This window comes from Moritella sp. 24, from assembly GCF_018219155.1.
In the GTDB taxonomy this organism is placed as follows: Bacteria; Pseudomonadota; Gammaproteobacteria; order Enterobacterales; family Moritellaceae; genus Moritella.
Genome location: NZ_CP056123.1, coordinates 476,335 through 495,925, shown reverse-complemented (window position 1 = coordinate 495,925; position 19,591 = coordinate 476,335). Strand labels below are relative to the sequence as shown.

Here is a 19,591-nt window from a genome sequence, read left to right as displayed (position 1 = left end):
ATGATCGATAAATTAACAGAATTCGTTATTTATCACTACCCTTAATCCTTGTTAATGCTGTGTCATCAGCGTAATCACGCGCGAGGATGATGCTCACTATGCAGTTGCTCTAATCGCGCAGTTGCAACATGCGTATAAATTTGTGTTGTCGATAAATCGCTGTGCCCCAATAACATCTGTACGACACGTAGGTCTGCGCCATAGTTCAATAAATGGGTAGCAAAAGCATGGCGTAATGTATGAGGAGATAGATGAGTTGTCACCCCTGCCACTTGGGAATAATGCTTTAAGCGATGCCAGAACGTCTGACGGGTCATAAAATTGCCTCGTCTTGATGGAAATACCACATCTGATGTTAAGCCCTTCAATAAGGTCGCACGCCCTTCATCAATAAAGCGTTCGGTCCAATAAATAGCCTCTTCACCCATAGGTACTAAACGCTCCTTGCCACCTTTACCGGTGACACGCACTAAACCTTGTCGCAGACTCATCGATTCCATACTCAGGCCAACAAGTTCCGATACCCGCAATCCCGTTGCATATAACAGCTCCATCATGGCTTTGTCACGTAGTTGGATTGGATCATCTAATTCAGGCGCAGCCAATAGTGCATCGACTTCCGCTTCGGATAAATCACCGGGTAAACGCTGAGGTAATTTGGGACTGATAAGTAAGGCCGTTGGATCATCACCACGTAATTGCTCACGATAAAAGTATTGATAAAGACGACGGATAGCACTCAACTGACGTGCAGTGCTACTGGCTTTATAGCCCAAGTCAAAACGACTCGCCATGAACGCTTGGATCTCAAGGCGGTCAACGGTCAATAATTGTTGTTTATGTTGCACTAACCAATGATGATATTGGTTTAAGTCATTACGATAAGACGTCAACGTATTATCTGATAATCCGCGCTCATGCCACATCACATCTAAAAACTGTTCAATTATCTCAATCTTTTCCAAGCGTATGCCCTATGCTGTTATACCCTATACTTTTATGACGATTTCTTTACAAGTAGCAATAGCACTCGTCATCTCTATTTCGCAGTATAACAACACTGTATAAATAAACATGAATTATAGTACAATTATCTCATGTTACTATGCATAGCGATGAGCAAGTGATCGCTCAGAGCATGATTAACACATAGCATTTATCAACATATAGTTTGATTCGCAACACTGTCTTTGGATGTAGATAATGAAAATCGGTTTATATTACGGCTCTACTACTTTTTATACCACCATGGCTGCGGAAAAGATCCAAGCTGAAATTGGTGAAGAACTTGTCGACTTACATGACATTAAAGACACGGGTTTTACTGATATAGAAACCTATGATGTCGTTCTATTTGGTATTTCAACTTGGGATTACGGTGAACTTCAAGAAGACTGGGGCGACCTATGGTCTGATATTGCAGGAATTAACCTGGCTGGTAAAACAGTTGCGCTATTTGGTCTTGGTGATCAAGTTAACTATAGCGAATGGTTTCTTGACGCAATGGGGATGCTATTTGACGAACTGCAAGGCAAAGGCATTCACTTTATCGGTCAATGGCCAAATGAAGGTTATGAATTTGTCGCATCAAAAGCATTAACAGAAGACGAGAGTCAATTCTTAGGCTTAGCACTCGATGAAGACAGTCAGTACGACCAGACTGATGAACGTATTTCAGCTTGGACATTGCAAGTGTTAGAGCAAATTGAAGCGCACTATTCGTAATCGCTAATCCCGTGACCGAAAATTAGCGCCATTCTGCTAGCACGAAATCGACATATAAAAAAAGCCGCGACTATCAATGATAATCGCGGCTTTTTACTGTTCATTGACAAGCAATGACTATTTTAACGAAGTGCCTTTCATGTAATTAAAGAAGTCACTCTCAGGAGAAACAACTAATACATCAGACTTACTGCTAAAGCTCTTAGAGTACGCTTCTAGACTACGTAAGAAGCCATAGAACTCAGCATCTTTATTGTATGTGTCAGCATAAATTCTCGCTGCTTTCGCATCACCTTCACCACGTAGTTGACGTGCTAAACGATTTGCATCAGCAAGCATAACGGTTACTTTCGCATCCACTTCTGCTTTTAAGATTTCAGCTTGCTCATAACCTTGCGAACGGTGTTCTTTCGCTACAGCATGACGCTCTGCACTCATACGTTGGAAGATACTGTTACTTACTTCCTGCGGTAAGTTGATCTGCTTAATACGTACATCTTCAACTAGGATACCTAGCTCTGACGAACGTGCCATACGTTTCAATGCTGTTTCCATTACCTGACCACGTTGGCCTGAAACAATATCTTTAATTGTACGGTTACCGATCTCATTACGTAGACCATTGGTAATTTTACGTTGTAGTAAAGACTCAGCTTGAAGGAAGTTACCGCCATTCGTTGCAAGGTAAAATGTTTCAAAGTCTTCAATACGCCATTTCACGTAAGAATCGATAATTAAATCTTTCTTTTCAGACGTAACGAAACGGTCAGCTTGGCCATCAAGTGTTTGTAAGCGAGAGCTTAATACACGAATCGAATCAATAAATGGTACTTTAAAGTTCAAACCAGGAAGGTAAACCTTCGCTGCATCATCCGTTTTAAGAACTTTACCAAAACGAACAACGAGTGCACGTTCACCTTCATTTACCACGAAGAAAGATGAAAAACCAAGTAATAGCACAAGTACTAAAATAACTGCTTTTAATTGATTCATAGCTTAGTTTCTCCCTGTGCTAAAACGGTCAGGACGAACATCACTACTATTCGTATCTGGGTACTGATAACGGTTGTTTGATTTTGCTGGTTGTTGTGGTGCTGGCACTGAGTTTGCTGAACGAGCTGGTGTATTATCACCTGCGTTAGCACTCATGATCTTGTCCAACGGTAGATACAGCATATTACCCGTACCTTGAGTATCAACAACAACTTTCGTTGTGTTTGCATAAACTCTTTCCATTGTTTCTAGATATAAACGCTGGCGTGTCACTTCAGGTGCAAGTTGATATTGTGGTAACAGACTTTCGAAACGTGCTACTTCACCTTGAGCTTTCAATACGATTTGCTCTTGGTATGCTTTTGCTTCTTGTCCAATACGTTTCACTTGACCACGTGCTGTCGGTTCAATTTCACGCGCATAAGCTTCTGCTTCACGAATATAACGTTGTTCATCTTCTTGTGCTGCAATTGCATCATCGAATGCATCTTTAACTGCTTCCGGTGGACGTGCAGACAAGAAGTTAACATCAACAAGTTCAATACCCATGTGATATTCATCAATGATAGATTCAATATTCTCACGGGTACTTTGACGTACAATTTCACGACCAGTTGTGATCACATCATCCATTGTTGTATGACCAACAACAAAACGTAATGCACTATCAACAGCTTGATGTAGGCTATCGTCTGGATTTGTTACGCTGAATAGATACTCACGCGGGTCAATAACGCGATATTGAATATCCATTTTTACGTCTACAACGTTTTCATCCATTGTTAACATTGAACCAGCCGCAGGCATAGAGCGGATGCTCTTAACATCAACTGGAATCACACGATCAACAAACGTCGGTAACCAAGATAAACCCGGCTCAACCGTTTTAGAATACTGACCTAAGCGTAATACAACACCACGTTCAGCTTCTTTGATTGTGTAGAAACCACTGACAACCCAAATAACAGCAAGTACACCAAGTACCAGTGAGACACCAACTTTATTAAAGTTAGAACCGCCTGAAAACTTACTGCCTTTACCGCCACCGAATTTGCTGGTTAGCTTTTTAAATACTTCATCAAGATCAGGGGGTCCCTGCTCTTTCCCTTTTTGTCCCCAAGGGTCGCGATCTTTATTACCGCCATTTCCGGGCTCATTCCAAGCCATTTGCATCTCCATTACCAGATAGTTTCGGGAAAATATTAATTATATCAGCCTACTGCTGAAGGATAAAATCTTCAATGTTATTACATTTGTGTTTTTTCAAACGCTGCCAATCAATCATAGTCATTCTAATGTCGAGTAGCCAGTCACCATTTTCAGCAAACGCTTCATGCTCAATACAATCGAGATTATATAAGTGGCTAACGATGTTACCCTGCATTGGTGGTAACTGTAGTTTGACCACTTTCATGGTACTTGCCAATAACTCTGTTAATGCTTGGTATAAAAACTCTGTACCTTCGCCTGACATTGCAGATAGCCAGACATTAACTGGTTTACCTTCATCATCATAATCAATACGACAACGGCCATCATCAAGCTTATCAACTTTGTTATATACCATTAATACAGGTACTTCGCCTGCATCAATTTCTGTTAATACCGAATTTACTTCTATAATATTACCGCGCATATTTTCATCTGCACAATCAATTACATGTAAAAGTAGATCCGCTTCTCGCGTTTCTGTTAATGTTGCCTTAAAAGCCGCCACTAAATCATGTGGTAAGTGACGAATAAAACCAACGGTATCCGCTAAAACAACTTCACCAACATCAGCGACCGCAATACGGCGTAATGTCGGGTCTAACGTCGCAAATAATTGATCCGCGGCATACACTTCAGAATCGGTTAAGCGATTAAACAGAGTCGATTTACCCGCATTGGTATAACCCACTAACGAAATTGTCGGTATTTCACGACGTTTACGTGAGCGACGACCTTGATCGCGCTTGGTTACCACTTTGTCTAAACGACGCAAAATACTGTCGATACGAACGCGTAATAAACGACGATCTGTTTCAAGCTGAGTTTCACCTGGACCACGCATACCAATACCGCCTTTTTGGCGTTCTAGATGCGTCCAACCTCGAATTAATCGGGTCGACATGTGGCGCAGTTGCGCTAATTCAACTTGTAACTTACCTTCATGGGTACGTGCACGCTGAGAAAATATATCTAAAATAAGGCCAGTACGGTCTACAACACGACATTCAATTAACGCTTCTAAGTTACGTTCTTGACGAGGTGCTAATGCATGATTAAAAATAACAATATCAGCATTATAGAGCTTAACAGCTTCAGCGATTTCTTCCGCTTTACCTGTACCAACAAAATATTTAGGGTGTGGTCTTGAACGCGAACCTGTTACGACAGATAACGCATTAACACCAGCAGAGGAAACCAGCATTTCTAACTCATGCAGATCTTCTCTGTTGCCTTCATCATTAAAGTTAACGTGCACTAATATGGCACGTTCACCTGCTTCATGGCGATCAAACAACTGGACGACTCCCTATGAGTATATGACTCACAAGATTTTTTGTTTTAAATTTCAAAGAATTATTTATCACTTTCACTTTCAGTTTGAATTCCGTGTGGTAACGGACGAGCCGGTACAACAGTTGAAATAGCATGTTTATATACCATTTGGCTCACTGTATTTTTTAACAAGATAACAAATTGGTCAAATGACTCGATTTGTCCTTGTAATTTAATGCCGTTAACTAAATAAATTGCTACAGGAATCCGTTCGCGACGTAATGCATTCAAAAACGGGTCCTGTAATGATTGTCCCTTAGCCATCAATAGTTTCCTTTTTAAAATTAGATTTTTATTATAATGAAAGATATAACTAATTATTACCAGTATACAACTTAAAAATAGACTCTAGCCAACTGATAATAAAACTTTTTCTAAATTATCATTAGCTTTGGAGTCCAACCAAGTTAGATCGTTCCAACTTTTTAACCACGTCATTTGACGCTTTGCTAATTGTCTTGTCGCAACAACGCCACGAAAGATCATTTCATCATGATCCATTTGACCATCAATGTATTCCCACATTTGACGATAGCCAACACAACGCATAGAAGGTAAATCTAAGTGCAGATCATCACGTTGATATAAGGCTTGTACTTCCGCTTCAAATCCACCATCGACCATGAGCTTAAAACGACGTTCAATTCGTTCGTGTAAAACGGCTTTGTCAGTAGGTGCAATGGCAAACTGGGCAACATCATAAGGTAATGCGTCACCTTTTTGCTGCGTTAATTCTGTCAATGATTTACCTGTTAAACGATAGACTTCTATCGCACGACACACGCGTTGTGCATCATTTGGATGTAACCGTGCTGCGGACTCAGGATCATACAATGCAAGTTCTTGGTGTAATGATTCCCATCCACGTAACTTCGCTTCAGCTTCAATTGCTTGGCGAATCTCCGGTACCGATGTTGGTACTGGCGATAATCCTTCGAGTAGTACTTTAAAATAAAGCATAGTGCCACCGACCAGTAGCGGAATTTTTCCCGCTTCTGTGATCGCTTGCATATGTTTTAATGCATCAGCGCGAAAATCAGCAGCTGAATAACTCGTCGCAGGATCAATAATATCAATTAAATGGTGTGGTGCTTGCGCCTGCTCTTCAGCCGTAGGCTTTGCACTGCCTATATCCATGCCTTTATAAATCAGTGCTGAATCAACACTGATAATTTCGCATGGCAGGCGTTTTGTTAACTCAATAGCAAGATCCGTTTTACCTGACGCCGTTGGCCCCATTAAAAAGATTGCTTTTGGTAACGGTTTATTTTGCTGCTGAGTCACAGTTAAATCTCTCTATTACAGACATATAGTCAAGTTTCTCAAATAGTTTAGAACGATATTGCTGTTGTACACAGCTATCTTGTTCAATAAATTGGCTATATATTTGAGTCGCTTGTTCCCAAGTAAATTTGGTCAATCCGTGACTACCTTGTATTGCAAGCCAATGGCACAAGGGGGCAACATCAGAGGCGGTAGCCTTTTCGGATAGATGGACTATCTGTTGCAATAATTCCGGTAACACAGCAGATAGATTCGCTTGGCGTAATTGTGCAGGCACCTTCCTAACGATAATGGTGGCGGCATTGCTATAATTCAACTCTAAACCCAAACGATTAAGCAAAATTTGCTGATTTTTTGCTGTTTCAACAAAGTTTTTGTCTAACTTGATCGATATTGGTAATAATAGCGGTTGTGATATAACCCCTTGTTCCCAAGTCGCCAGCAGCTGCATTTTGCAGTTAATCTGCCACATAGCCAATACATCAGCGAGTAATAACGCGCCATCATCTTGCAGTAATAAGTAGTTATCAGCGAGTAAACTAAGCAATTTTACAGGCGCCGATGTTTGCTGTTCAACCTGATGCTGTCCTTGCGAATGACGATTTTGATTCACAGTCCCTCTAGTCGCTTGGTTTAGCTCTGCAATTTCAGCCTTGCTTGGCTGTAACAAATGGTTGTATTGTTTAATCGCACCAGCCGACGGTTTATCTGGCATATATTGATGTTGTTGCCCAAAGCTCGATTTCTTTTGAGCAGCACTATCGCGCAGCGAGTCTCTAGCACCACTATTACTGTCTGGTGTCACACCGTAATGATGCTGTTTCTGCATCGGTGCTGCACCATTATATGTGCTGACTTTTGCACTCTCTGTTATTCCGCTCGGTACTCTATCTTGTCTACTCACATCGTGCCCAGCGCTCTCATTTACATACTGAAGGCTGTTCACTTGTTCTGTTCTATTTGGCAACTCTTGACTGCTTAGTTGCCCTGGATAATTAACGACTTCCTGAGCTGGTAACTCAGCCGCTGGCATCGATGGACTGATACCTTCGGTGATCGCTTTAAATATGCCTTGGAAAATAAAGTCATGCACTAATCGCGCTTGGTGAAAGCGAACTTCATGTTTAGCGGGATGAACATTTACATCCACCTCTCGCACAGATACTTCAATAAATAAAACATAGGCAGGCGGCGCAGCGATACCAGTCGCTTCTTCATAAGCCTGACGCAATGCATGATTAATCAGTTTATCTCGCATCATACGGCCATTCACATAGCTGTACTGCACATCCATCGGTGCATTATCATGTGGTAAACCAACCCAACCCCACAATTTTATATCATTGTGTTCGCAGTTCAACGCCATGCAGTTTGCCATGAAGTTGTTACTGGTAATACTCGCCACACGGCGTTCTTGCTGCTCAATGGTGCTCGCAGGGCGATAACTGCGAATAACTTTACCGTTATGTTTTAAGGTGATTTGTAAATCAAAACGACTTAACGCGATGCGCTTAACCAGTTCATCAATGTGATTGAATTCGGTTTTATCAGTACGTAAAAATTTGCGACGCGCAGGGGTATTAAAAAATAAATCAATCACCTCAACTGTTGTACCGATGGGGTGTGCAGCAGGTTTCACTTGCACCTGCATGTCGCGCCCTTCTGCATAGGCTTGCCATGCTTCTGTTTGCGCTTTGGTTCGAGAGGTGAATGTAAGTCGAGATACAGAGCTAATACTGGCTAGCGCTTCCCCACGAAAACCTAAGCTATCAATGGCTTCAAGATCGTCTAATGTCGCAAGCTTGCTGGTTGCATGGCGACTTAGAGCCAGACCAAGTTGGTCTTTCTCTACGCCTTTGCCGTTATCACGCAATCGGATCAGCTTTGCGCCACCTTTTTCAATATCAATATCAATGCGCGTTGCTCCCGCATCAATACTATTTTCAATTAACTCTTTTACCACTGATGATGGGCGTTCTACCACCTCACCAGCAGCAATTTGGTTAGCTAATCGAGGTGGTAAAATTTGAATTTTCATGACACACCTAACCCGTTGGTATTTTCAATTTTTGGCCGATAAATACAGTATTCTTCGTTAAATTATTGAGCTGTTTAATACGTGTTATCGAAGTCCCATAACTGTTAGCAATAACAGAAAGTGATTCCCCTTTTACGACGATATGCGTGGTATTTTTCATGTACGCTAAATACGTATCTTTGGGCGGTGAATTACGAAAATGCTGATAAGTACCTTGCGCGATCGCATTTGCAATTTTACGCTGATGACTACGCGTTGTGAGTTTTTTACCTTCTTTATAATTCGTCACAAAACCCGCTTCAACCAACAAAGAAGGAATATCAAGAGACTTTAATACCGCTAAGCTTTGCTCATACGGTTTTGATTTATGCATTTTCGTCACTTTAGCTAATTCATTATGAATTAATGACGCAACGCTATAGCCTGCACTTTGTGAATATTGCTGACCAAGGTCAAGAAACATATATTGTAAATCATCGGTGCCAGCACTGTTTTTAATTGCATCACCTACGCCACCGAGCAGCCCATCGACATTATCGTCACGTAGCTTTTTCTTAAATTCATACTTAGCACGACCTTGTGACAAAATCAGTGTTGAGGCACCAGCAGGTTTAGATGACGTGAAGCCATCCGCATGCACAGAGACTAGCAATTCGGCTTTATATTTACGGGCTATCGCAGAGCGCTCATTGAGTGAAATATAACGATCATCTTTACGAATCAAGACCGCTTTAATGCCTTTTTTCTGATTTAAAATAGCGACTGTTTTCTTCGCAATTGCTAAGTTAATATCTTTTTCAACAAACTTTTTAAAACCAATTGAACCTGGATCTTTACCGCCATGTCCCGCATCAATCGCGATCACAACATCCCTTTTCGGATGTTTAACAACTGGCTTTTGCGTGACTTTTTTAACGCTAGGTGTTGTTTGTTTCTTAACGACAGGCTTTGCCGACTTCGTCGGTTTTACAGGTAAATCAATAACTAATCTATCTTTAGCCGTTCGACTGCCCGCTAACTCAAAAAATCGGTATTTAATTGGCTTCGCAAGATGAAAAATAATACGTAGATCAGTCGATTTAGCAGACTTCGCTTGTTCTACACGGATGATATTACTACTTAGTCGCGCTAATTTACTGACGCTAGCTATATTTCGCGTATGCGCAAAGTCGACCACGATCTGTGTTTTTTTATTACGCGCGTAAACATTGAATAGTGGCTTCTTCGCCAGATCAAAAACAATCCTTGTTTTATCTGCATGCTCGACGATACGAATAGCATTAACTGTATTGGCCGCATAACTTAATGGCATAAAGCAAAAGTACAGTATGCTTAATAATAAAATCCGTTTAAACATTGTTATCCTAGAATTACGTTATAGATAGGTTAGCTAATTTATTTACAATCGTTGCACCTAGCTCACTGATACCTTCAACAACGACTTCACGTTGCTCACCAACATATGTAAGCGTAATTTGAACATCTTCAACCGGTAGGAAACCCTCACCACGTTGTGGCCACTCGATTAAACACAGGCAATTTTCAGCAAAATAATCTCGAATACCCATGAACTCTAATTCTTCAGGATCCGCTAGACGATAAAGATCAAAATGGTACACATTCCAATCTGCTAATTCATACGGTTCCACTAATGTATAAGTTGGGCTTTTAACATTACCTTGATGACCCAGCGCTTGTACAAAACCACGGGTTAATGTCGTTTTACCAGCACCCAAATCACCGTGTAAAAAAATGGTCGTTGCGCTATCGCATACACGCGCAAGACTCGCACCAAAAGCAACGGTTTGTGATTCATCAGCTAATAAAACTTTTACTGTATTTGTCATCTAATTTGAATACCTTAAACATTAAAATAAAACGCGATATTGAGTCGTGTTAAATACACGTACTCATGCCCGAACAACCAAATGTGCTTTTAACAAGCGACATACTTATAAAATTGGACAGGTATGTAGATTCTACAAATTGTCGAGCCCAAAGAAAACCACAATATGATAAACTTTACCTCAATTTACTAATAGACAGATAATAAACCATGCCTCCGATAGACTATCAACAACTTACACAACAAATTAAAGTCTGGGGCGCAGAACTTGGTTTCCAACAGGTCGGTATTACGGATACTGATTTATCAACATATGAGCCGCATTTTCAAACTTGGTTAGATAATGGCTACCATGCTGATATGGATTACATGTCTCGTTACGGTACGATGCGTACCCACCCAGAAGAACTCTATCCAGGTACGATCCGAGTTATATCTGTACGCATGGATTATCTCCCTCCAGACGCACTAATGGCGACCACCTTAAAACAAAAAGATAAAGGTTATATTAGCCGTTATGCACTCGGTCGCGACTACCATAAAATTATTCGTAAACGCCTTAAAAATCTAGGCCAAAAAATCAGTGAACATTGTGAAACGCTCGACGCTCGTCCTTTCGTTGATACAGGTCCATTACTAGAGCGCCCTTTAGCTGAAAAAGCCGGATTAGGCTGGACAGGTAAACATTCATTAATTTTAAACAAAGAAGCCGGTTCGTGGTTTTTTCTTGGCGAAATATTAATAAATTTACCACTACCAATCGATAAGCCAATTGAAGATCACTGTGGTAAGTGCACGGCTTGCTTACAAATATGTCCAACACAAGCCATTGTTGAACCTTACAGCGTTGATGCAAACCGTTGTATTTCATATCTGACAATTGAATTGTTTGGCGCTATTCCTGAACAGTTTAGATCTTTAATTGGTAACCGCATTTACGGTTGTGATGATTGCCAATTAATTTGCCCGTGGAATCGATTTGCAGCGCTCACTGATGAGCAAGATTTCCACCCTCGTTCAAACCTACACTCACCCGATCTATTAGCGTTATACGCATGGGATGAAACCTATTTCTTAAAACAAACTGAAGGTTCACCGATTCGTCGTATTGGTCATGAGCGTTGGCTACGTAATATTTCAGTTGCCTTAGGCAATGCAGCTTACTCTCAAGAAATTGTAACAGCACTAGAAGCTAAATACCCAGACACAACTGAAATGGTACAAGAACATATTACCTGGGCACTGCAACAACAACAGGAAAAATCAGACAACATCATTCCTGTATTACAGATAGACAAAACTAAAGACAAACTGATCCGCATGGTCGAAAAAGCCCTCCCTCGCGATGCCTAATTAACTGTGCCCTGAGTTCGGAATTCCAATTCCTGAGTAATAAGTAATAAAAAGCGCATATAAGACAATCTTATATGCGCTTTTTATTACAAGTAAATTAACGGTTATTTATCCGTTTTACTCACGTCTTCATTGGTGTTAACAGCTACAACTTCATCCGCTGATTTCTTATCAAGTTGCTCTGCTTCCCATGCTTTTGCTTTATGAATTAAGCCTGTGATACTTGAACCTTGAACCAAAATAGAGAACACAACTACCGAATAAGTCATGACTAGAATAATTTCTCTCACATCGATATTTTTCTCAGGAATAACAAATACCCCCGCAGGAATTGCCAGAGCCATCGCCAATGCTAAACCGCCACGTAAACCACCCCAAGTCAGGATCTTCACTGATAACGGATTGTAGCTACGAAAGCGATTGAAGAATAAATAAGAGAACTTCACACTTAAATAACGCGCAATCAAGACTAATGGAATAGCAAAAACCATTAAGATCCAATCTTCTTTATGGAAGCTAAACAACAACATAGCCATACCAATTAGTAAGAATAGAATACCATTGAGGAATTCATCAACTAACTCCCAAAAGTGATCCAGATGGTACTCACTTTCCGGTGAAAAGCCTTTTTGGCGTGTCCAGTTGCCGATCATGATACCAGCAACCACCATCGCTAATGGACCTGATACATGGATCACGTCAGCAAACACATAACCAGCGGTTGGGATAGCAATTGTCAGCAAGAGCTCCATCGAGTGGTCATTGGTAGAGCTGATTAAGTAATGGAATACTAAACCAAGTGCAAAACCATAAATAATACCGCCAATGGCTTCATGTAGGAACAGCTGTGTCACGCTACTCACCGTTGGTACTTCTGTACCAAATGCGACAGTGAAAAGCGTCATAAAAATCACTAAACCAAAGCCATCATTAAACAATGATTCACCTTCAATTTGTGTCGAAATACGTTGTGGCGCATCCAAGTTTTTAACAATCGCCAATACAGCAATCGGATCGGTTGGAGAGATAAGTGCACCAAATAACAGGCAATAAATGAAATCTAATGGAATACCAACCAGTTGACAGAAACCCCATAACACACCGCCAATAAAGGACGTTGAAAACAAAGTCGCAACGAGTGCCAGTACGGTAATTTCCCATTTTTGGTCTTTCATATGGGCTAATTTAATACCCAAACCACCCGCAAATAGTAAGAAACCAAGGATGCCTTTTAATAAAAAGCTCTCAAAATTAATACTATTTAATTGCTCTGTCGCGATTTGCTCTAAATGAAACCAGCCATTTTGACCAGCCACCACAATACCTAAAGAAAGTATTATAGATCCTGCTGTGATCGCGATTGTTGTTTGCATTTTGCCAATTTTGCTATTGATAAAAGCAATAAATATCGCAACTGCAGCGAGAAAACATAAGGTACTGTATACCGACATGCTACACCTCTGATTGAAGTAAGTTTGATTAGATTGACTGAAGATTATTTTTACGAGCTACACAATGTTCTTGTTAAACATAAAAATCAAGCACTTTCAGCAATATCAGTATCAACGACTAAAAATAGAGTATTTAACCTATAAATAATACCTAAAATTATATAGTTAAACCATCACTATAAAGTATTTTAAAGGGAGGGTTAGCAAAAATAAAGAATAGAAGATTGTACTAAATAGAGGTTCGATGGGAATATACCTAAACCACACCTTATTGTGTAGTTTAGATCTAGATAAACTAAAGCAGTGTCGATATACGATAAAACACTTAGCGTTTTTTCGGTACCCAAGCCCAAATAAATTCAGCATTAATCGGCTCATTACCTTTGCTGTCCGTGATCACGACTGGCACTGAAATATCACCTTTTTCTGTATTACGAATATGGCTAATTTGTTCATCACTTAATGTGGCGATAGCAGTAAGATCGCCCGCAGCACGGCGAACATAATCAATATTCATATTTTTCAATAATGGAATTCGATCATCAGGTACATGCATACCAATTAAAAAACCTGTCGCAGATTCACCAAGTAGTGCCATTGCTGCTGCATGAACACCACCAATGTGATTTTGCACACGCTTACGATTTTTCAAACTCAATTTAGAACCTGAAAAATCTAATTTTTCTACACGTACTTTTGATGTACCAGCAAATTTAATGACGCTACCAAAGACCAACGAAAGTGCTGATGCATGGCAACCCTTTGGAAGATATGTCACTTTTTTTACGATTTTACTGAGTTTATTATCTGCTTTCATGTCAATCCCTGATTTCATAAGAGGTTCCAAAACAATTACTTAGCTTATATTAATACAATAACAAAGCATAAATGATTAAGTACTATAACACTTAATAAATAACTGCAATTGGTCTAAATGACATGGAATAAAATTAGCGATGATAGATAGATAGATATTTTAAAATAATAGGGATGATAAATATAGTAAGGATATTATAAGATAGGAAATTGGAGCGGTACAAGAGGCTCGAACTCTTGACCTCAACCTTGGCAAGGTTGCGCTCTACCAACTGAGCTAGTACCGCTTCATTTTGATTTAGAGTTTCTCAACTTATCCTTTCATCATTGGTATGATAAAAGAATTGGAGCGGTACAAGAGGCTCGAACTCTTGACCTCAACCTTGGCAAGGTTGCGCTCTACCAACTGAGCTAGTACCGCTTCATTTTGATTTAAAGTTTCTCAACTTATTCTTTCATCATTGGTGTGATAAAAGAATTGGAGCGGTACAAGAGGCTCGAACTCTTGACCTCAACCTTGGCAAGGTTGCGCTCTACCAACTGAGCTAGTACCGCTTCATTTTGATTTAAAGTTTCTCAACTTATTCTTTCATCATTGGTGTGATAAACTTTTTATTTTAAAATACCAATAATTTGGAGCGGTACAAGAGGCTCGAACTCTTGACCTCAACCTTGGCAAGGTTGCGCTCTACCAACTGAGCTAGTACCGCTTCATTTTGATTTAAAGTTTCTCAACTATTCGATTCACTCGAATGAATTAACATTCCAATCAATCTGAATTTGGAGCGGTACAAGAGGCTCGAACTCTTGACCTCAACCTTGGCAAGGTTGCGCTCTACCAACTGAGCTAGTACCGCTTCATTTTGATTTAAAGTTTCTCAACTATTCGATTCACTCGAATGAATTAACATTCCAATCAATCTGAATTTGGAGCGGTACAAGAGGCTCGAACTCTTGACCTCAACCTTGGCAAGGTTGCGCTCTACCAACTGAGCTAGTACCGCTTCATTTTGATTTAGAGTTTCTCAACTTATTCTTTCATCATTGGTGTAACAAAAGAATTGGAGCGGTACAAGAGGCTCGAACTCTTGACCTCAACCTTGGCAAGGTTGCGCTCTACCAACTGAGCTAGTACCGCTTCATTTTGATTTAAAGTTTCTCAACTATTCGATTCACTCGAATGAATTAACATTCCAATCAATCTGAATTTGGAGCGGTACAAGAGGCTCGAACTCTTGACCTCAACCTTGGCAAGGTTGCGCTCTACCAACTGAGCTAGTACCGCTTCATTTTGATTTAAAGTTTCTCAACTATTCGATTCACTCGAATGAATTAACATTCCAATCAATCTGAATTTGGAGCGGTACAAGAGGCTCGAACTCTTGACCTCAACCTTGGCAAGGTTGCGCTCTACCAACTGAGCTAGTACCGCTTTGTCATTCTACTTGGTATTCTAAGATAAGATTGGAGCGGTACAAGAGGCTCGAACTCTTGACCTCAACCTTGGCAAGGTTGCGCTCTACCAACTGAGCTAGTACCGCATCTCATCTTAGGGGCCGAATTATATAGAACCGACTGGTTTTTGCAAGCGTAGACCTAGGTTTTATTATAAATAAACCTGTTATTGCTGAATATTTCTACTATAAGCTCGCAAATTTATCGAACCAGTCGTAGGTGTGATTAAATTTTAAACATATGTTGACGATAGTGCTGTAATTCACCGATTGATTCACGAATATCATCCAGTGCTAAATGCAAACCTTCTTTGTGGAAACTAGACACAACCTCAGGGCACCAGCGACGACCAAGCTCTTTAATCGTGCTCACATCCACATTACGGTAGTGAAAGTAATCATTTAACTCCGTCATGTACTTCACTAAAAAGCGACGATCTTGACCAATACTATTACCGCATAACGGGGATTTACCGGCAGGAACCCACTGATGCAAAAAGGCTAATGTTTGCGCAACAGCCTCTTTTTCAGTGACTTTACTTGCTAAAACACGTTCAACAAGACCGGAGTTTGTATGGTGCGTAGTACACCACTCATCCATCTTATCAAGCTCAGCTTTATCTTGGTGAATAGCTAATACAGGTCCTTCTGCAAGAATGTTTAATTCACTATCAGTCACGATAGTAGCAATTTCAATGATCAGACATTTTTCAGGATCAAGACCTGTCATTTCGAGGTCAATCCAAACTAAATTATTTTCATTAAATTGCGCTGCTTTGTCGGCAAGTTGCATAGACGGGATCCTAATAGTTGTCGTTTAATCGTATATTTAAGGTTATTATACTCAATCGACCTCGAAATGCGATGTTCAGCAACAGCTGTACTACAATACGCTTGTTACAACTCAGGAATTAAATTACCCGTGGCTAAAAAGAAACATTTAACCCAAGGTCAAATACGTCGCGTACGTAGCAACCAGACTAAACGTTTAGAAAAGCAAGATACACAAGAATGGGATGATGCACTTCTCGGCAAAAAACAAGAAGGTGTGATCATTAGCCGTTTCGGTCAACATGCTGATGTAGAAGATGAAAATGGTGTTATTCACCGCTGTAATCTACGTCGTTCTATTGCGAGCTTAGTAACAGGTGACCGTGTAGTTTGGCGCTTAGGTAATGAACAGTTACAAGGCATTTCTGGTATTATTGAAGCAGTACACGAACGCAGAACCGTATTAACCCGCCCTGATTTCTACGACGGTATTAAACCTATCGCGGCAAATATCGATCAGATCGTGATCGTATCTTCTGTGGTACCAGAGTTTTCAACTAACATCATTGACCGCTATATCGTGGCTGCCGAAGATGTAAAAATTCGTCCTGTTATCTTATTAAACAAAATCGACTTATTAAGCCAAGATGAATTGTTTGCCATTAATCGACAATTACAAACTTACCGTGATATCGGCTATGAAGTATGGCAAGTATCGTCTCTCGAAGGTAAAGGTTTGTCTGATCTACAACACCTGTTGAAAGATAATACTACTATCTTTGTTGGTCAATCAGGCGTAGGTAAATCATCGTTAGTGAATGCACTGATGCCTGAGCTAGATGTAGAAGTAGGTGGTGTATCTGAGAAATCAGGTTTAGGTACTCACACAACAACCACTGCACGTTTGTATCATTTCCCATCAGGTGGTGATTTAATTGACTCACCAGGTGTTCGTGAATTCTCACTTTGGCACATGAAAGCAGAAGAGATCGCGAATGGTTTTATCGAATTCCGCGACTTCTTAGGTGAATGTCGCTTCCGTGATTGTAAGCATAAAAACGATCCCGGTTGTGCGCTGCAAGATGCGATAAAACAAGGCAAGATCAAAAAAATACGTTTTGACAACTACCTACGTATTTTAGAAACCATGCTAGATAATCGCCCTACTCGTCATATCCCTGTACGTAAATAACTTACACACGATGACAAAATAATAACCAGAACAATGTTATCTTGCTAGCATAAATAGCAAGATAACCTTTACCTGGTTAATCTAATCACGCAAATTCTGACAACAGCTAATTCTGACAACAATAGTCAAAGTTGTTACAATAGCGTTAATTCTAACTCATTCAACTATTTAAGAGGCTCTAAGGTGCTAGACAAGCTTAAAGTTATTGCCCAATACTGCTTTCCTCAACACGGTTTATCTCGTCTTATTGGTTTATTTGCAGCTGGTGCTCACGGCAAAGTAACAACAAATGTAATTACTTGGTTTATCAAGCGTTACAATGTGAACATGGATGAAGCAAAACACTCAGATCCTGCACATTTCCAAACGTTTAATGACTTCTTTACCCGTGAATTAAAAGAAGGCGTTCGTCCAATCAATGCTGACGACAACATGTTATGCCAACCAGTTGACGGTGCGGTAAGCCAAGCAGGTCCAATTACGCAAGGTCGTATTGTGCAAGCTAAAGGTCATGATTACAGTGTGTGCGAATTATTAGGTGGCGATCGCCAACTAGCAAACAAATTTGAAGATGGTGATTTTGCGACGGTTTATTTGTCGCCACGTGATTACCACCGTATTCACATGCCAATTACAGGTACGCTAAAAGAAATGATTTTTGCACCGGGCGAGCTGTTCTCTGTAAATCCATTAACAGCACAAAATGTACCTAATCTATTTGCACGTAACGAACGTGCAATCGCTATCTTTGATACCGAAGTAGGTCCATTTGCAATGGTATTAGTTGGCGCAACAATCGTTGCTTCAATCGAGACGATTTGGCACGGTACTGTAGCACCATCAAAGAATAAAGAGATCGTACGTTGGACGTATGAAAACCAAGCGCCAATCGTTATCGAAAAAGGCGCAGAAATGGGTCGCTTTAAACTTGGCTCTACTATCGTTGCAGTTTTTGCTAAAGACGCGGTTGAATTTGTTGATGAACTACAACCAACAACACCAACGATAATGGGTGAAGCATTTGCCCGTATCAAAACTAAATAAGGTTAGCTTCAACAGCTAACCTTATATTCCCGTTACAGTCCTTATCATTGTAACGGGAACATCCCCTTCTCTCATTAACTTGCCAATACAATCCCCATTCGTAAATACACCCGTTATAATCCATAAATAAAATATTCCATTATTGTTTCTAGACAACTGTTATAGTCATTATTCACAATGCCAATTGAACTGGCTCAAATTGCAAGGATGTAGCAATTAATGGAACAACATAAACAAGGGCTATGGGCTCTACACTCAGCGACGCTATTAATGGGTGGCACCACTTTATTCTCTAAGCTGATCCCGTTAAGCGCGCTTGATATCACCATTATCCGTTGTGTTATTGCCAGTATTGTTCTGTGTTTATTATTAAAAATAACGAAGCAACCTTTACGGTTAAATAAGCTAACTGACTATTTGTGGGCCTTGTTACTGGCTATGTTAGTGGGTGCTCACTGGGTCACCTTCTTCCTCGGTATGCAACTGTCTACCATTGCGATTGGCGTTATTGCCTTCTACACTTATCCTGTCATGATCGTATTTTTAGAACCACTCTTTAATAAAGAAAAAATACATATTAAAGATGTTTTTTCAGCGATCGTCGTACTCATCGGAATCAGTTTATTAGTACCTGAATTGTCTTTAGAAAATGACGTAACGCTCGGCATTATTAGTGGTATTAGCTCCGCATTTCTGTTTACTTTAAGAAATATACTCTACAAACGTAAGCTATCGCATTACAGTGGTCCCCACACAATGTTTTATCAAACATTATTCACCGCGTGTATGCTTTCGCCATTTTTGAGTGTAAACTTAGCGGATATAAATAATGACAGTTGGACGTTATTAGTTGTGTTAGGGATCTGCTTTACGGCAATGCCGCACACACTGCTAGTTACAGCATTGCGTTACCTTAAAGCAAAAACAGTAGGTCTTATTTCCTGCTTACAGCCGCTTTATGGTAGCTTGCTAGCGATCCCTTTTCTAGGTGAAATCCCCAATGCTGCAACCATAACGGGAGGCGTATTAGTGGTTTCTGCCGCCCTTTTTGAAACATGGAATGCAGGAAAAAAATAGTTC

17 protein-coding genes and 10 tRNA genes are annotated in these 19,591 nt (G+C 40.3%); 5 read left to right on the top strand and 22 right to left on the bottom strand.

Annotated elements, in window-relative coordinates; translation table 11 throughout:
* Window positions 1-74: 74 nt before the first annotated feature.
* Window positions 75-965, bottom strand: a complete 891-nt coding sequence (gene xerD, locus HWV00_RS02295; protein ID WP_211684518.1) for a site-specific tyrosine recombinase XerD — start codon at window positions 963-965, stop codon at window positions 75-77.
* Window positions 966-1,203: 238 nt separating this feature from the next.
* On the opposite strand from xerD, the gene fldB reads away from it, so the two are divergent.
* Entirely contained in the window at window positions 1,204-1,725 is a 522-nt protein-coding gene (fldB, locus tag HWV00_RS02290; protein ID WP_211684517.1) for a flavodoxin FldB, read from the top strand.
* Window positions 1,726-1,842: 117 nt separating this feature from the next.
* On the opposite strand, the gene hflC is transcribed toward fldB, so the two are convergent.
* The 8 genes from hflC to tsaE all read right to left on the bottom strand — a co-directional run bounded on the left by hflC (window position 1,843) and on the right by tsaE (window position 10,431).
* Window positions 1,843-2,718, bottom strand: coding sequence for a protease modulator HflC (gene hflC, locus HWV00_RS02285; protein WP_211684516.1), 876 nt, complete (start codon window positions 2,716-2,718; stop codon window positions 1,843-1,845).
* A 3-nt stretch (window positions 2,719-2,721) separates the two neighbouring features.
* Complete coding sequence (gene hflK / locus HWV00_RS02280; RefSeq protein WP_211684515.1) at window positions 2,722-3,885, bottom strand: FtsH protease activity modulator HflK; 1,164 nt, start codon at window positions 3,883-3,885, stop codon at window positions 2,722-2,724.
* 49 nt (window positions 3,886-3,934) lie between these two features.
* Complete coding sequence (gene hflX, locus HWV00_RS02275; protein WP_211684514.1) at window positions 3,935-5,224, bottom strand: ribosome rescue GTPase HflX; 1,290 nt, start codon at window positions 5,222-5,224, stop codon at window positions 3,935-3,937.
* A 59-nt stretch (window positions 5,225-5,283) separates the two neighbouring features.
* Window positions 5,284-5,526, bottom strand: a complete 243-nt coding sequence (gene hfq, locus HWV00_RS02270; protein WP_211684513.1) for an RNA chaperone Hfq — start codon at window positions 5,524-5,526, stop codon at window positions 5,284-5,286.
* Between the two features lie 84 nt (window positions 5,527-5,610).
* On the bottom strand, window positions 5,611-6,501 hold the full coding sequence (gene miaA, locus HWV00_RS02265) for a tRNA (adenosine(37)-N6)-dimethylallyltransferase MiaA (RefSeq protein WP_221344647.1): 891 nt from the start codon (window positions 6,499-6,501) through the stop codon (window positions 5,611-5,613).
* Window positions 6,502-6,526: 25 nt separating this feature from the next.
* The gene (gene mutL, locus HWV00_RS02260; protein ID WP_211684511.1) at window positions 6,527-8,584 is read right to left on the bottom strand and encodes a DNA mismatch repair endonuclease MutL; all 2,058 of its coding nucleotides are present in this window, start codon (window positions 8,582-8,584) and stop codon (window positions 6,527-6,529) included.
* Window positions 8,585-8,591: 7 nt separating this feature from the next.
* Window positions 8,592-9,941 carry an N-acetylmuramoyl-L-alanine amidase gene (locus HWV00_RS02255; RefSeq protein ID WP_211684510.1) on the bottom strand — a complete coding sequence of 450 codons (1,350 nt, stop codon included), beginning with the start codon at window positions 9,939-9,941 and terminating at the stop codon, window positions 8,592-8,594.
* Window positions 9,942-9,954: 13 nt separating this feature from the next.
* Window positions 9,955-10,431: a tRNA (adenosine(37)-N6)-threonylcarbamoyltransferase complex ATPase subunit type 1 TsaE gene (gene tsaE / locus HWV00_RS02250; RefSeq protein WP_211684509.1), complete on the bottom strand. Its 477-nt coding sequence runs from the start codon at window positions 10,429-10,431 to the stop codon at window positions 9,955-9,957.
* 209 nt (window positions 10,432-10,640) lie between these two features.
* On the opposite strand from tsaE, the gene queG reads away from it, so the two are divergent.
* Window positions 10,641-11,783: a tRNA epoxyqueuosine(34) reductase QueG gene (queG, locus tag HWV00_RS02245; protein WP_211684508.1), complete on the top strand. Its 1,143-nt coding sequence runs from the start codon at window positions 10,641-10,643 to the stop codon at window positions 11,781-11,783.
* Between the two features lie 104 nt (window positions 11,784-11,887).
* On the opposite strand, the gene HWV00_RS02240 is transcribed toward queG, so the two are convergent.
* The 13 genes from HWV00_RS02240 to orn form a co-directional block, all read right to left on the bottom strand.
* A complete protein-coding gene (locus HWV00_RS02240) occupies window positions 11,888-13,234 on the bottom strand; it encodes a sodium:proton antiporter (RefSeq protein ID WP_211684507.1) in 1,347 nt (448 codons plus the stop codon).
* Between the two features lie 325 nt (window positions 13,235-13,559).
* Window positions 13,560-14,051, bottom strand: a complete 492-nt coding sequence (locus HWV00_RS02235) for a DUF4442 domain-containing protein (RefSeq protein WP_211686279.1) — start codon at window positions 14,049-14,051, stop codon at window positions 13,560-13,562.
* 210 nt (window positions 14,052-14,261) lie between these two features.
* Window positions 14,262-14,337 (bottom strand) — tRNA-Gly (locus HWV00_RS02230).
* A gap of 58 nt (window positions 14,338-14,395) precedes the next feature.
* A tRNA-Gly gene (locus HWV00_RS02225) sits at window positions 14,396-14,471 on the bottom strand.
* Between the two features lie 58 nt (window positions 14,472-14,529).
* Window positions 14,530-14,605: transfer RNA gene (locus HWV00_RS02220), tRNA-Gly, on the bottom strand.
* Window positions 14,606-14,684: 79 nt separating this feature from the next.
* Window positions 14,685-14,760 (bottom strand) — tRNA-Gly (locus tag HWV00_RS02215).
* A gap of 71 nt (window positions 14,761-14,831) precedes the next feature.
* Window positions 14,832-14,907 (bottom strand) — tRNA-Gly (locus HWV00_RS02210).
* A 71-nt stretch (window positions 14,908-14,978) separates the two neighbouring features.
* Window positions 14,979-15,054 (bottom strand) — tRNA-Gly (locus HWV00_RS02205).
* Window positions 15,055-15,112: 58 nt separating this feature from the next.
* Window positions 15,113-15,188: transfer RNA gene (locus HWV00_RS02200), tRNA-Gly, on the bottom strand.
* A gap of 71 nt (window positions 15,189-15,259) precedes the next feature.
* A tRNA-Gly gene (locus HWV00_RS02195) sits at window positions 15,260-15,335 on the bottom strand.
* A gap of 71 nt (window positions 15,336-15,406) precedes the next feature.
* A tRNA-Gly gene (locus HWV00_RS02190) sits at window positions 15,407-15,482 on the bottom strand.
* A 33-nt stretch (window positions 15,483-15,515) separates the two neighbouring features.
* A tRNA-Gly gene (locus HWV00_RS02185) sits at window positions 15,516-15,591 on the bottom strand.
* A gap of 139 nt (window positions 15,592-15,730) precedes the next feature.
* A complete protein-coding gene (gene orn / locus HWV00_RS02180) occupies window positions 15,731-16,297 on the bottom strand; it encodes an oligoribonuclease (RefSeq protein WP_211684506.1) in 567 nt (188 codons plus the stop codon).
* A gap of 129 nt (window positions 16,298-16,426) precedes the next feature.
* On the opposite strand from orn, the gene rsgA reads away from it, so the two are divergent.
* The 3 genes from rsgA (at window position 16,427) to HWV00_RS02165 (ending at window position 19,588) form a co-directional block, all read left to right on the top strand.
* Window positions 16,427-17,467, top strand: a complete 1,041-nt coding sequence (gene rsgA, locus HWV00_RS02175; protein WP_211684505.1) for a small ribosomal subunit biogenesis GTPase RsgA — start codon at window positions 16,427-16,429, stop codon at window positions 17,465-17,467.
* Window positions 17,468-17,650: 183 nt separating this feature from the next.
* The gene (gene asd / locus HWV00_RS02170) at window positions 17,651-18,511 is read left to right on the top strand and encodes an archaetidylserine decarboxylase (protein ID WP_211684504.1); all 861 of its coding nucleotides are present in this window, start codon (window positions 17,651-17,653) and stop codon (window positions 18,509-18,511) included.
* A gap of 219 nt (window positions 18,512-18,730) precedes the next feature.
* Complete coding sequence (locus tag HWV00_RS02165) at window positions 18,731-19,588, top strand: DMT family transporter (RefSeq protein WP_211684503.1); 858 nt, start codon at window positions 18,731-18,733, stop codon at window positions 19,586-19,588.
* Window positions 19,589-19,591 lie beyond the last annotated feature (3 nt).